The organism is Janthinobacterium sp. 344 (genome assembly GCF_900112025.1).
Taxonomy (GTDB): Bacteria; Pseudomonadota; Gammaproteobacteria; order Burkholderiales; family Burkholderiaceae_D; genus Janthinobacterium.
On the sequence record NZ_FOKL01000011.1, the window covers coordinates 83,403 to 96,027 of the forward strand.

The 12,625-nt window shown below is 62.5% G+C and carries 13 protein-coding genes; 9 read left to right on the forward strand and 4 right to left on the reverse strand.

What is annotated here, in order from left to right:
- Positions 1-43: 43 nt before the first annotated feature.
- Entirely contained in the window at positions 44-1,132 is a 1,089-nt protein-coding gene (locus BM193_RS24225) for a GGDEF domain-containing protein (RefSeq protein WP_254786406.1), read from the forward strand.
- Here BM193_RS24225 and BM193_RS24230 read toward each other — a convergent pair whose 3' ends face one another.
- The gene (locus BM193_RS24230) at positions 1,133-3,112 is read right to left on the reverse strand and encodes a monovalent cation:proton antiporter family protein (RefSeq protein WP_092801947.1); all 1,980 of its coding nucleotides are present in this window, start codon (positions 3,110-3,112) and stop codon (positions 1,133-1,135) included. It abuts the gene before it with no gap.
- 108 nt (positions 3,113-3,220) lie between these two features.
- On the opposite strand from BM193_RS24230, the gene BM193_RS24235 reads away from it, so the two are divergent.
- From BM193_RS24235 to BM193_RS24270, 8 genes are all read left to right on the forward strand, one after another.
- Positions 3,221-4,231, forward strand: a complete 1,011-nt coding sequence (locus tag BM193_RS24235; RefSeq protein ID WP_092801944.1) for a KpsF/GutQ family sugar-phosphate isomerase — start codon at positions 3,221-3,223, stop codon at positions 4,229-4,231.
- Positions 4,231-4,764, forward strand: coding sequence for a KdsC family phosphatase (locus tag BM193_RS24240; RefSeq protein WP_092801940.1), 534 nt, complete (start codon positions 4,231-4,233; stop codon positions 4,762-4,764). Before BM193_RS24235 ends, BM193_RS24240 begins: the two co-directional genes overlap by 1 nt.
- Positions 4,765-4,808: 44 nt before the next feature.
- A complete protein-coding gene (gene lptC / locus BM193_RS24245) occupies positions 4,809-5,420 on the forward strand; it encodes an LPS export ABC transporter periplasmic protein LptC (RefSeq protein ID WP_254786398.1) in 612 nt (203 codons plus the stop codon).
- Between the two features lie 25 nt (positions 5,421-5,445).
- Positions 5,446-6,027, forward strand: a complete 582-nt coding sequence (lptA, locus tag BM193_RS24250; RefSeq protein WP_092801937.1) for a lipopolysaccharide transport periplasmic protein LptA — start codon at positions 5,446-5,448, stop codon at positions 6,025-6,027.
- Entirely contained in the window at positions 6,027-6,782 is a 756-nt protein-coding gene (gene lptB / locus BM193_RS24255; protein WP_092801934.1) for an LPS export ABC transporter ATP-binding protein, read from the forward strand. The genes lptA and lptB overlap by 1 nt, the downstream gene beginning before the upstream one ends.
- Positions 6,783-6,786: 4 nt before the next feature.
- On the forward strand, positions 6,787-8,265 hold the full coding sequence (locus BM193_RS24260; RefSeq protein WP_092801932.1) for an RNA polymerase factor sigma-54: 1,479 nt from the start codon (positions 6,787-6,789) through the stop codon (positions 8,263-8,265).
- A 70-nt stretch (positions 8,266-8,335) separates the two neighbouring features.
- Positions 8,336-8,695: a ribosome hibernation-promoting factor, HPF/YfiA family gene (gene raiA, locus BM193_RS24265; RefSeq protein WP_092801929.1), complete on the forward strand. Its 360-nt coding sequence runs from the start codon at positions 8,336-8,338 to the stop codon at positions 8,693-8,695.
- A 155-nt stretch (positions 8,696-8,850) separates the two neighbouring features.
- Positions 8,851-9,936, forward strand: coding sequence for an enoyl-CoA hydratase/isomerase family protein (locus BM193_RS24270; RefSeq protein WP_092801926.1), 1,086 nt, complete (start codon positions 8,851-8,853; stop codon positions 9,934-9,936).
- Here the strand turns inward: BM193_RS24270 and rapZ are convergent, their stop codons facing one another.
- The 3 genes from rapZ to BM193_RS24285 form a co-directional block, all read right to left on the reverse strand.
- Positions 9,937-10,800: an RNase adapter RapZ gene (rapZ, locus tag BM193_RS24275; RefSeq protein WP_092801924.1), complete on the reverse strand. Its 864-nt coding sequence runs from the start codon at positions 10,798-10,800 to the stop codon at positions 9,937-9,939.
- Between the two features lie 247 nt (positions 10,801-11,047).
- Positions 11,048-11,983: an HPr(Ser) kinase/phosphatase gene (gene hprK / locus BM193_RS24280; protein ID WP_034753337.1), complete on the reverse strand. Its 936-nt coding sequence runs from the start codon at positions 11,981-11,983 to the stop codon at positions 11,048-11,050.
- Between the two features lie 36 nt (positions 11,984-12,019).
- Positions 12,020-12,502: a PTS sugar transporter subunit IIA gene (locus BM193_RS24285; protein WP_071079718.1), complete on the reverse strand. Its 483-nt coding sequence runs from the start codon at positions 12,500-12,502 to the stop codon at positions 12,020-12,022.
- Positions 12,503-12,625: the final 123 nt, after the last annotated feature.

The window sequence follows — 12,625 nt, forward strand, 5'->3', positions numbered from 1 at the left end:
CATTGCCAGTCTCGAAGCCGAGAACCAGGCTTTGCGCGCGCGCATGGCTTTCTTGCTGGAACAGGTCGAACGCAACCACGACATCATGTGCCGCCATCAGGCGTTTGACCTGGAAATCGTCGGCGCGTCCACGTTTCCCGAGCTGATCGGCACCATCTTTCGCACCTTGCCCGTCATTTCCGATCTCGACGGCGTCACCTTGAGCCTGCTCGACGAGGACGACGATATCGTGCTGGTGATGGAAAAGCTGGGGGTTGATTTCAGCGCCTTTCCGCAATTGCTGTTCGTGCATGAAGTGGCGCAGCTGGGCTTTGCGCCGCCGCTGCCCGTGGCCGAGGGCGAGGCGGCCTTGCCGCCGCTCCCATTGCTGGGAAAGTTCGATGCGGCCGTGCATGGCCCCCGCTTTCCGCAAATCGACGCGCCCTTGCGCAGCGTGGCGCTGGTCCCCTTGCTGCGCAACAAGCGCCTGATCGGCAGCCTGAACCTGGCCAGCAGCGACGTGACGCGCTTCACGCCCGTGCTGGGCACGGATTTCATCAAGCACATGGCGTCCATCATCGCCATTTGCCTGGAAAACGTGATCAGCAATGAGATGCTGAAATACATCGGCCTCACCGATTCGCTGACGGGCGTCTACAACCGCCGCTATATCGACCGGCGCCTGCTGGAAGAGATCGCCCGCGCGCGGCGCCAGAATTATTGCATTTCATGCATGTACATCGATATCGACCATTTTAAAGCGGTCAATGACACGCATGGCCACCAGGGCGGCGATGAAGTGCTGCGCGAAGTGGCCACGCGCATCCGCAAGGAATTGCGCCGCTCCGATGCGCTGGGTCGTTTTGGCGGCGAGGAATTCGTCGTGCTGCTGATCGATGCCGACCTCGACAGCGCCACCTTCGTGGCCGAACGCATCCGCGCCAGCATCGCCGATACCATGTTCGACTTGCCCGGCAGTACGCAGACGTGGGTCAGCGTGTCGATCGGCGTGGCTAGCCTCGGGGTGGATGCGGCGCTGCTGCCCATCGAAACGGTGGCGCAGCAACTGGTGGCGCATGCCGACCAGGCCCTGTACCAGGCCAAGGCGGCGGGGCGCAACCAGGTCGTCAGCTGGCAGGCGGCAACAGAATAATTATTTCAACAGCAAGGTTTCCGCTTTTGCCACGGCATCGGCCGTGCCGCGCAGCACCACCACATCGCCGCTGGCCAGCTGGGTCTCGGGCGTGATTTCCAGGCGGCCGCGGCCACGGCGAATGGCCGTCACAGCCGCGCCGCAGCCCGCCACGTCGATCGTACTCAGCGGCAAGCCCACGCAGTGCGCATCGTCGCCCACGGTGACGGTGTGCAGGCGTTCCAGTTCCGCATCGTCGCCCGCGTCGCTGGTGCCGTGGAAATAGCCGCGCAGCGAGGCGTAGCGCTCCTCGCGCGCGGCCTGCACGCGGTGCACCACGCGGCGCAGGGGCACGCCCATCATGATCAGCGCGTGTGAAGCAAGCATCAGGCTGCCTTCCATCAATTCCGGCACCACTTCGGCCGCGCCCGCCTTCTTCAGTTGGTCGAGGTCGCTGTCGTCATGGCTGCGCACGATGACGGGTAATGTCGGCGCCATGTCATTGAGCAAATGCAATAACCGCAGCGCCGACGGCGTGTTCGCATACGTGATCACCACGGCGCTGGCCCGGTAGATGCCGGCCGCCACCAGGCTTTCGCGCCGCCCCGCGTCGCCATACGACACGTGCGCGCCGGCCAGCTGCGCTTCCTGCACCCGTTCCGGGTCCAGGTCCAGCGCATGGTATTCGATCTTTTCTTCCGTCAGCAGGGTGGCCAGGCTTTGCCCGCTGCGCCCGAAGCCGGCGATCAGCACGTGCTTTTGCGCGGCCATGGTGCGCGTGGCGATCTTCGTCAGCGCCAGCGATTGCATCATCCAGTCGTTGGCCGCCAGTTTCATGACGATGGCGTCGGACTTGGCGATGAGGAAGGGCGCCACCAGCATCGACAGCACCATCGAGGCCAGCACCACCTGCACGACGAACGGGTCCATCAGCTTGATGCCGCCGGCCAGGTTCAGCAGCACGAAGCCGAACTCGCCCGCCTGTGCCAGCGCCAGGCCCGTGCGCAAGGAAACGCCTGTCGATGAGCCGAACAGCCTGGCCAGGCCCGCGATGAGGGCGAATTTCAGCAGCACGGGGCCGCACAGCAGGAGCAGGACGAGCCACCAGTTGTCGAGCACCACGCGGATATTGAGCAGCATGCCGACGGTGATGAAGAACAGGCCCAGCAGCACGTCGCGGAACGGTTTGATATCCTCTTCCACCTGGTGCTTGAATTCCGTCTCGGAAATGAGCATGCCGGCAACAAACGCCCCCAGGGCCAGCGACAGTCCCGCCCGTTCCGTGATCCACGCGGCGCCCAGGGTGATCAGCAGCAGGTTGAGCATGAACAATTCCTGCGAGCGGCGCTTGGCGACGATGGTCAGCCAGCCCCGCACCATCTTCTGGCCGATGAACAGCAGCAAGATGAGCACGACCAGGGCCTTGCCGCCGGCCCAGGCCAGGGTTTCGGCCAGGTTGTCCGAATCGCGCGTGAGGGCGGGAATCAGGATCAGCAGGGGCACCACGGCCAGGTCCTGGAATAGCAGGATGCCGATGATCTTGCGGCCGTGTTCGCTTTCGAGTTCCAGCCGTTCCGTGAGCATTTTCGAGACGATGGCCGTCGACGACATGGCCAGCGCGCCGCCCAGGGCAAACGCCGCCTGCCAGCTCAGGTGGATGTAGGCGGACAGGTAGCGCCCGACGAACCAGCCAAAGACGACGGTGGCGACGATGGTGGTAACCACCTGCGCCATGCCCAGGCCGAAGACGATGCGCCGCATGGCGAGAAACTTGGGGAGAGAGAATTCCAGACCGATGGAAAACATCAGGAAGACGACGCCGAATTCGGCCAGGGTGTGGCTCGCCTCGTTTTCCGCCGCCAGGCCCAGCGCATGGGGGCCGATGACGATGCCGACGGCCAGGTAGCCCAGCATGGGCGGCAAATGCAACATCCTGAAAGCGACCACGCCCAGCACGGCGCTGCCAAGTAACATCAGGGTCAGTTCAAGCGAGGAAAACATGGGTTGCCCGGGGAGCTCAGGTGAAATCGTTGTTTGTTGTGACTGGCAAGTTTTTTGCTTTCCTAATTCGTTTATACTTTGGGCATGAGTGTAACCCATGAAAAAACAATGCTGAAAGCTTTTGATCGAATTGACATGCAAGCCACGGCCGAGCGCGCTGTCGCGCTGGCCCGCACCACCTTGCAGATCGAGTCCGACGCCATCGTTGCGCTGCACGCGCGCCTGGCCACGGACGACAGCGTCGGCCGCGCCGTGGCCCTGTTGCTGCAATGCAAAGGACGAGTCGTCGTCTCCGGCATCGGCAAGTCCGGCCACATCGCGCGCAAGATTGCCGCCACCCTCGCGTCCACCGGCACGCCGGCCCTGTTCGTGCATCCGGCCGAAGCGGCCCATGGCGACCTGGGCATGGTGACGTCGGACGATGCCTTTATTGCCATCTCTTACTCGGGCGAATCGTCGGAACTGATGGCCATCATGCCTGTCGTCAAGCGCATGGGCGGCGTGCTCATTTCCATGACGGGCAAGCCGAACTCGAGCCTGGCCCAGCTGGCCGATGTGCACCTGGATATTTCTGTTGAAAAAGAAGCCTGCCCGCTGAACCTGGCGCCGACGGCCAGCACCACCGTCACCCTGGCCCTGGGCGACGCGATCGCCGTGGCCTTGCTGGACTTGCGCGGTTTCAAGGAAGAAGATTTTGCCCGTTCGCATCCGGGCGGCGCCCTGGGCCGCCGCCTGCTGACGCACGTGCACGATGTCATGCGCAGCGGCGAGCAGGTGCCGAAAGTGCCGGTCGACGCGTCGCTGCTGCAGGCGCTGGAAGAAATGACCAGGAAGGGCATGGGCATGACGGCCGTCGTCGACGCGGACAACCGTCCCGTGGGCGTGTTTACGGATGGCGACCTGCGCCGCATGTTCGAGCGCGTGCAGGATTTCACGCAAGTGGCGATCCGCGACGTCATGCATGCGCAGCCGCGCAGCATCGCCCCCGAGCGCCTGGCCGTCGATGCCGTGGCCGTGATGGAGCAGTACCGCATCAACCAGATGCTGGTGGTCGATGCCGACGGCAAGCTGGTCGGCGCCCTGCATATCCATGACCTGACGCAAGCGAAGGTGATCTGATGGACAGCGTGGCGGACAACCTGGCGCGCGCGGCCAAGGTCAAACTGATGATCTTTGACGTCGATGGCGTGCTCACCGACGGCAGCCTGCATTTCGGCCCGGACGGCGAGATGATGAAAACGTTTAATGTGTATGATGGCCTGGGCATCAAGCTGCTGCAGGAGTCGGGCGTGCAGACGGCCATCATCAGCGCGCGCCGCTCGCCCATCACGGCACGCCGCGCGCAGGACCTGGGCTTTACCCATGTGCACCAGGGCGGCCACGACAAGCTGACGCCGTTCCGCGAACTGCTGGCGCTGACGGGTTTGACGGAAGAGCAATGCGGCTATATCGGCGACGATGTCATCGATGCGCCCATCCTGCGCCGCGTCGGCTTTGCCGTCAGCGTGCCGGGCGGCCGTCCGGAAGTGCAGGCCATGGCGCATTACGTGACGCAGGCGGGCGGCGGCCGCGGCGCGGCACGCGAGATCTGCGAATTCCTGCTGCGCGCCCAGGACAACTATGCGCGCGTCATGGCGCCGTTCCTGGAGTGAGGCGCGCGCCTTGCCGCCAGTGTCATTGGAGAGAGTGAAGCACTATGCAAAAGCCAGGAGGCGCCCATCGCTGGCGCATCATCTTTACCGTGCTGGGCGCGGTGGTCGTCGCGCTGGGCAGCTTTTGGCTGCTCGAGGTGATGAACAAGAATGCCCAGGATATCAATGCCAGCAAGAATGTGAATGAGCCCGACTATTTCATCACCAATTTCAGCCTGGTGCGCATGGACTTGACGGGCAAGCCCAGCTATATCGTGTCGGGTACCAAGCTCACGCATTATCCGGCCGACGATTCATCCGATATCGACCAGCCGTTCGTGCGCAAGTTGACGCCCGACATGCCGCCGATGAACATGAACGCGGAACTGGCGCATATCGACCAGAACAATACCCGGCTGCAACTGCACCGCAAGGTCGTGGTCGACCGCGTGGCCAGTCCGAAGGCGCAGAACCTGACCCTGAAGACGGAAGCGCTGACGGTGTACCCGGACGAGGAACGGATGGAAACGGATGTGCCTGTCGATATCCTGACGGGCGCCTCGCGCATCCATGGCGTGGGCATGAAGGCGAACAACGCCACGGGCATGGTGGAAGTGCAGAATGCCTTGCGCATCGTGCTGCCGCCGAAACCACGGCCGGGTGCCGCGGCAAAATGACAGAATGAAACAAGGAAACCATACTATGAAGAACATCGTGCTGTTGACCCTCTTTTCGCTGGCCGTGATGGGCACGGCGCATGCCGAAAAGGCCGATTCCGAGAAGGAAGCCGTCATCACGGCCCAGCGCGGCCAGGTCGATGACGTCAAGCAGACGCGCACCCTGACGGGCGACGTGGTGCTGGTGAAAGGCACGCTGACCATGAAGGCGGGCCGGGCCCTGATCACGGAAGATCCGCAGGGCTATCAGTTCATCACTTTCTGGGCCGATCCGGGCAAGCTGGCCACCTTCCGCCAGAAGCGCGATGGCGCGGGCGACTTGTGGGTGGAAGGCGAGGCGGAGCGTGTGGAATACGACAACAAGACGGAAGTGGTGAAACTGTTTTCCAAGGCCAAGCTGACGCGCCTGGAAGGCACCAAGCCGACCGACGTGGCCAACGGCGCCTTCATCTCGTATGACAGCCGCAAGGAAGTGTTTACGATGGAAAACTCCGATAGCGGCACCAGCACCCCGGGCGGCGGCAGCGTGCGCATGGTGATCCAGCCGAAGACCAAGGCCCCAGCGGCGGAGAAGGCGCCAGCGACGCCTGCGCCAGGAAAGAAATAATGGAAAATACACGTTGCGGCAGCACCCTGATCGTTCGCGGGCTGCAGAAAACCTATGGCAAGCGGCAAGTCGTGCATGATGTGTCGCTGCAAGTCGAATGCGGCGAAGTGGTGGGCCTGCTGGGCCCGAACGGCGCCGGCAAGACCACCTCGTTCTACATGATCGTCGGCCTGGTGCCTTCCGACGGCGGCACCATCGATATCAGCGGCGTGGACATTTCCAGCCTGCCGATCCACCGCCGCGCGCAGATGGGCCTGTCCTACCTGCCGCAGGAAGCGTCCGTCTTCCGCAAGCTGACGGTGGAAGACAATATCCGCGCCGTGCTGGAAATCCAGACCATCGAAGGGCGCCCCCTGAAGAAGGCGGAGATCGAGGAGCGCCTGGATAAACTGCTGGCCGACCTGCAGATTGAAAAGCTGCGCGAAAACCAGGCGCTGTCGCTGTCCGGTGGCGAACGCCGCCGCGTGGAAATCGCCCGCGCGCTGGCCACCGACCCGCGCTTCGTGCTGCTCGACGAACCGTTCGCCGGCGTCGATCCGATCGCCGTGATCGAGATCCAGCGCATCGTGCGCTTCTTGAAGGAGCGCAATATCGGCGTGCTGATCACCGACCATAATGTGCGCGAGACGCTGGGTATTTGCGACCGTGCCTACATCATCAACCAGGGCTCGGTGCTGGCGTCGGGACGCCCCGACGACATCATCGCCAACGAGTCGGTACGCCGGGTCTATCTGGGCGAACACTTCCGTATGTGAGCCAATGAAACAATCATTGCAGCTGCGCACCTCGCAGCACCTGGCACTGACGCCTCAGTTGCAGCAATCGATACGCCTGTTGCAATTGTCTACCCTGGAATTGCACCAGGAACTCGAGCAACTGTTGACGGACAATCCCCTGCTCGAACGGCTCGACGATCCGCTCGACCGTTCGCTGCGCCTGCTGTCCGACGGGGCGCTCAGTTCCACCGCGGCGCCGGCCGAGGCGCCGCCCCAGCCGCCCGGCCAGGACGCGCCGGCGGCGCCTGCCGAAGCGGAGACGTTTGACGGCGACGGCGGCGATGCCCCGGCCGCCATGGACGGCGCCGACAGTGACTGGAGCGAAGCGAGCCGCGGCAAGGCGCCCGACGACGAGGATTCGCGTCCGCAACTCGAGGCCCATCACTGCACCCTGCGCGAGCACTTGATGGAGCAGATGCGCGTGACGGTGCTGGAATTGCGCGACCGCGCGCTCGTCGAGCTGATCATCGATGCGCTCGACGACAATGGCTATCTGGAAGAGCCGCTCGACGACATCCTGGCACGCCTGCCCGAGGAGCTGGAGATCGACGCCGACGAGCTGCGCACGGCCTTGTCCCTGCTGCAAAGCTTCGATCCGCCCGGCGTGGGCGCGCGCAACGCGGCCGAATGCCTGGCGCTGCAAATCCGCCGCCTGCCGCATATCGCCATGGTGACGCGCCGCATGGCCCTCGTGATCGTGGAAAAGCACCTGGCCTGGTTTGCCCAGCGCGATTTCAACAAGCTGAAAAAAGCCCTCGATTGCGACGATGAAGACCTGCGCGAGGCGCAGACGGTGATCCGCCTGTGCAACCCGCATCCGGGCGCCGTCTTCGCTTCCGATGTGTCCGATTACGTGGTGCCCGACGTCGTCGTCAAGCGCGCACGCAATGGCTGGCAAGTGACCCTGAACAACGACGTCATGCCGCGCCTGCGCGTCAACGCCATGTATGCCAACTTGTTGAAGCAGGGCAAGGGTGAAGGCGCCATGGGCGCCCAGTTGCAGGAGGCTAAGTGGCTGATCAAAAACATGCGCCAGCGCTTCGACACCATCCTGCGCGTGGCGCAGGCGATAGTAGAACGACAAAAGAATTTTTTCTCGCATGGGGCCGTTGCCATGCGTCCCCTTGTGCTCCGTGAAATAGCTGATACACTGGGATTACACGAGAGTACTATCTCGCGGGTAACAACTCAAAAGTACATGCTGACCCCGCACGGCATGTTCGAGTTGAAATATTTCTTTGGTAGCCACGTCGCCACCGAAGCGGGGGGCGAAGCGTCATCGACGGCGATACGGGCATTGATCGTGCAACTGACAGGAGCAGAAGACCCTAAAAATCCTTTATCCGACAGTAAGATTGCGGACATGCTGGGGGAACAAGGCATGGTGATTGCGCGACGTACTGTTGCCAAATACCGGGAAGCATTAAAAATTCCGCCAGTGAGCCTGCGTAAGTGTTTGTAAGTTTTTTTCGGTTCCTCTGCGGGCCGGATACGATGGACCGCACGAACCCGAATCATCTTTAGGAGTGTGTATGAATCTCACCATCAGCGGACATCATCTCGAAGTGACACCAGCCATCCGTGAATACGTACAAGCGAAACTGGAGCGTGTGAAACGTCATTTCGATCAAGTCATCGATATTGCCGTGATTCTGACCGTCGACAACCTCAAAGAGAAAGAAAAACGTCAAAAGGCTGAAGTCAACCTGCGTCTGAGCGGCAAGACCGTCTACGTGGAAAGCCTGGCGCAAGACCTGTATGCCGCGATCGATACCCTGATCGACAAGCTGGACCGGCAAGTAATGAAATACAAAACCAAAGTGCAAGGGCACGGTAAAGAGGCGATCAAGCATCTGCCAGACAACTCGGATGAAGAATTAGCCGCCGTCTGAACGGCCTGCCATTCTGAACCGGTTGTGATCAACTAAGGGCGCGCCTACCGCGCCCTTTTTTGCGCCCGTGCTCGCCGCCGGGCAGCGTCACGGGAACGCGGCGTCCCGCTCGAAGGCGCTAAAATGTTGCCATACCCACTTCTTTCCATCCTGCCATGAGCGACTTCGTCCAGACTTCCATCCGCAACCGCACGGGCCACATTGTGCTCGACCGTCCGAAAGCCTTGAATTCCCTGTCGCTGGCGATGGTGCGGGCCCTGAGCGCCACATTGCTGGCCTGGCGCGACGATCCGCAGGTGGACGCCGTGGTGATCCGTTCCAGCAGTGACAAAGCCCTGTGCGCCGGCGGCGATATCCGTTTCTTTTATGATGCGGGCCTGGCCACGCCGCAGGGCGGCAGCGCCTTGCTGGAAGACTTCTTTACGGAAGAATATGCGCTCAACCATCTGATTCATTTCTATTCAAAACCGTATATTGCCGTGATGGATGGCGTGGTGATGGGCGGCGGCATGGGCGTGGCGCAAGCCGGTCCCGGCAACCAGCTGCGCATCGTCACGGGCCGCACGCGCATGGCCATGCCGGAAGTCAATATCGGCCTGTTCCCCGACGTGGGCGGCAGTTATTTCCTGTCGCGCCTGGCGGGCCAGCTGGGCCTGTACCTGGGTTTGACGGGGTTGACCATCGGCGCGGCCGATGCCTTGTACACGGGCCTGGCCGACGTGTATCTGCCTGAGGCGCACATGCCTGCGCTGCTGGACCTGTTCGAAACGACGCAGGGCGAAGCCTTGCCGGTTGCCATCAAGGCGCTGGCGGCGCCGTTCCAGGCGCAGGTGGGGCCAGCCGCCCTGGCGACGGCGCGCACGGCGCTGGACCGCCACTTCGGCGCCGGTTCCGTGGCCGCCATCATGGCCTCGCTGGCGCAGGACGACAGCGCGTTCGCCGGCAAGGCGCTGGCGGCCATGCGCTTGCGCTCGCCGCTGATGATGTCGGTCACGCTGGAACTGCTGCGGCGCGGCGCGCACCTGGGCGTGGCCGATTGCCTGCGCATGGAACGCACGCTGGTGCGCCACAATTTCGAACATGGCGAGGTGCTCGAGGGCGTGCGCGCGCTGGTGGTCGACAAGGACAATGCGCCGCGCTGGAACCCCGCCAGCCTGGACGAGGTCGATGCCAGCATGGTGGCGCGTTTCTTTGCCCCCGTCTGGCCGGCGCAAGCGCACCCGCTGCGCTACCTCGACTGATTAAGAACGCTCGCGGTGGCGCAGCACCACGCGCTCGTTGGCGCTGAAATACTGCGTCAGCCGTTCCGCCATGTACACGGAGCGGTGCTGGCCGCCCGTGCAGCCCAGGGCCACCGTCAGGTAGCTGCGGTTGTCGGACTTGAACGATGGCAGCCATTTCTCGATGAAGGCGCGGATGTCGGCCAGCATTTCCAGCGCGCTGGGCTGCGCGTCGAGGAAGGCGATCACGGGCGCATCGCGGCCGTCGAGCGGGCGCAGGGCCAGGTCGTAATAGGGATTGGGCAAGGCCCGCACATCGAAGACGAAATCGGCGTCGAGCGGCACGCCCAGCTTGAAGGCGAACGATTCGAAGAACAGGGTCAGCGGGGCGCGCTCGGAGGCGACGATATCCTTGATCCAGCTGCGCAGCTTGTTGGCGCTCAGCTCCGACGTGTCGATCACATGGCCCAGCTGTTCGATGGCCGACAGGCGTTCGCGCTCTTCCGAAATGCATTCGATCAGGGTGCGGCGGCTGGCCGGATTCTGGTTGGGGCGCAATTCATGCGACAGTGGATGGCTGCGCCGCGTTTCCGAAAAGCGCGCCACCAGCGCATGCGTGGTGGCCGTCAGGAACATGACTTTCACGTCGTGCCCCTGGTCGCGCAGCAGCGCCACATTGTGCGGCAGGTTGGCCAGCGATTCGGCGCTGCGCGCATCGACGGCGACGGCCAGCTGCGGCGCGCCTTCGTCGAGCAGGGTCTGCACCAGGCTGGGTAGCAGGGCGGGCGGCAGGTTGTCGACACAGTAGTAGCCGGTGTCTTCCAGCACATTGAGCGCGACGGATTTGCCGGAGCCGGATATTCCGGTAATAAGGACGATATGCATACGCCGATCATACAATAAAGAATGGCATTGCGCTCCCAGGGCAATGACCTTTACAAATTATTGCAATTATTGTTAGGGCATTGCCTGTATTTAATGGTTGCCATTGGCGTGGGGTCAGACCCGTCGGGTCGGACCCCGGTAAGTAGTCACCACTCATTGCCAACCGCTGGTGTAGCAGGGGTTGCGGAGAGCATTGCTCTCCGCCTGCGCAACGGTTCGCCCACGCATGGGCGAACTCCACTGCAGACTAGTCACCACTCATTGCCAATCTCTGCCGTTCCATAAATTCCTGCAAGGTATCGATGCCGCGCAGCTGCAAAATCGTATTGCGCACGGCCGCTTCCAGCAGCACGGCGATGTTGCGGCCGGCGGCGACGGGGATGACGACCTTGCGCACGGGCAAGCCCAGTACGTCTTCCGTGGGGAACAGGAAGGGCAGGCGCTCGACTTCCTCTTCCAGGGCATTGCGGCGCACCAGGTGGACGATCAGCTTCAAGCGCATCTTGCGGCGCACGGCCGTTTCGCCAAAGATGGCCTTGATGTCGAGCAAGCCCAGGCCCCGCACTTCCAGCAGGTTTTGCAGCAGGGGCGGGCAGCGGCCTTCGATCATGTTCGGCGCGATGCGCGAGAATTCGACGGCGTCGTCGGCCACCAGGCCGTGGCTGCGCGAGATCAGCTCCAGCCCCAGCTCGCTCTTGCCCAGGCCCGAATCGCCCGTGATCAGCACGCCCACGCCCAGCACGTCCATGAAGACGCCATGCATGATGATGCGCTGTGCCAATTTCTTCGACAGGTAGACGCGCAGGAAGTCGATCACTTGCGCGGCCGGCAGCGGCGTGGAGAACAGGGGAATGTTTTGTTCGTCGCAGATGGCGAGGATGTCGGGCGGCGTTTCCAGGCCTTGCGCGATGATCAGCGCGGGCGGACCGCCAGCGATCAGCTCGCCAATCACGTGGGTGCGCGTATTGACCTTCAGGCGCTGGTAGTAATTGATTTCCTGGTGGCCAAAGACCTGGATGCGGCCCGGGTGGATCAGGTTCAAGTGACCCACCTGGTCGGCGGCCGACGAGACATCGCCGGAGATCAGGCGTTCGCCGCCCGGGAAGCCGGCGAACCAGCCCAGTTGCAGACTTTCACGATTATCGTCGTACAGGCGTTGGATCGTCAGCGGCGTTTGCAACATGGCAGTCTTCTTCAGGAGTGGAGGAATACCTGAAGTTTAACCCGCCGCTTGAAGACTAGGTTGCCAATTGACGATGCGCGAATGCACGGATTTCGGTTCCGGATCCGTGGCCAGGGCCGTGCGGAAGGCGTCGTCGGAAAACATTTCGGCGATCTCCGAGAGGATTTCCAGATGTTGCTGGGTGACATGATCCGGAATCAGCAGGAAAAACAGCAGATTGACGGGCTTGCCATCGGGCGACTCGAATGGAATCGGCTCGGCCAGGCGCACGAAGGCGCCCAGCGGGGCTTTCAGCGTCTTGCTGCCCTTGACCCTGCCATGCGGCACGGCCACGCCATGGCCCAGACCCGTCGAGCCCAGGCGTTCACGGGCAAACAGATTGTCCGACACGGTGGAGCGGGCGATGCCGTAGTTGTTTTCGAAGATCAGGCCGGCTTGCTCGAAAGCGCGCTTCTTGCTGGAGACTTCCAGGTCCAGGAGGACGTTTTCGAGGGATAATATTTTGCTAAGATTAGTCATGACACTCAATGAAATGGTGCAATGCGCAGAGGGCTTGCGAGCCGAATTATAGGCCTGTTTCAGCGGCCTGTAACGCCAATTCTCAACAGTATACGCCCGCTCCGGGCGCAGTGGGCGCTACGG

What these genes read in the sequence shown, in the direction of transcription:
- BM193_RS24225 (WP_254786406.1), top strand. Translation starts at nt 44, where the DNA reads ATGGCTTTCTTGCTGGAACAGGTCGAACGCAACCACGACATCATGTGC.
- lptA (WP_092801937.1), top strand. Translation starts at nt 5,446, where the DNA reads ATGAAGAACATCGTGCTGTTGACCCTCTTTTCGCTGGCCGTGATGGGC.
- BM193_RS24235 (WP_092801944.1), top strand. Translation starts at nt 3,221, where the DNA reads ATGCTGAAAGCTTTTGATCGAATTGACATGCAAGCCACGGCCGAGCGC.
- lptC (WP_254786398.1), top strand. Translation starts at nt 4,809, where the DNA reads ATGCAAAAGCCAGGAGGCGCCCATCGCTGGCGCATCATCTTTACCGTG.
- lptB (WP_092801934.1), top strand. Translation starts at nt 6,027, where the DNA reads ATGGAAAATACACGTTGCGGCAGCACCCTGATCGTTCGCGGGCTGCAG.
- BM193_RS24270 (WP_092801926.1), top strand. Translation starts at nt 8,851, where the DNA reads ATGAGCGACTTCGTCCAGACTTCCATCCGCAACCGCACGGGCCACATT.
- rapZ (WP_092801924.1), bottom strand. Translation starts at nt 10,800, where the DNA reads ATGCATATCGTCCTTATTACCGGAATATCCGGCTCCGGCAAATCCGTC.
- BM193_RS24230 (WP_092801947.1), bottom strand. Translation starts at nt 3,112, where the DNA reads ATGTTTTCCTCGCTTGAACTGACCCTGATGTTACTTGGCAGCGCCGTG.
- hprK (WP_034753337.1), bottom strand. Translation starts at nt 11,983, where the DNA reads ATGTTGCAAACGCCGCTGACGATCCAACGCCTGTACGACGATAATCGT.
- BM193_RS24240 (WP_092801940.1), top strand. Translation starts at nt 4,231, where the DNA reads ATGGACAGCGTGGCGGACAACCTGGCGCGCGCGGCCAAGGTCAAACTG.
- BM193_RS24260 (WP_092801932.1), top strand. Translation starts at nt 6,787, where the DNA reads ATGAAACAATCATTGCAGCTGCGCACCTCGCAGCACCTGGCACTGACG.
- raiA (WP_092801929.1), top strand. Translation starts at nt 8,336, where the DNA reads ATGAATCTCACCATCAGCGGACATCATCTCGAAGTGACACCAGCCATC.
- BM193_RS24285 (WP_071079718.1), bottom strand. Translation starts at nt 12,502, where the DNA reads ATGACTAATCTTAGCAAAATATTATCCCTCGAAAACGTCCTCCTGGAC.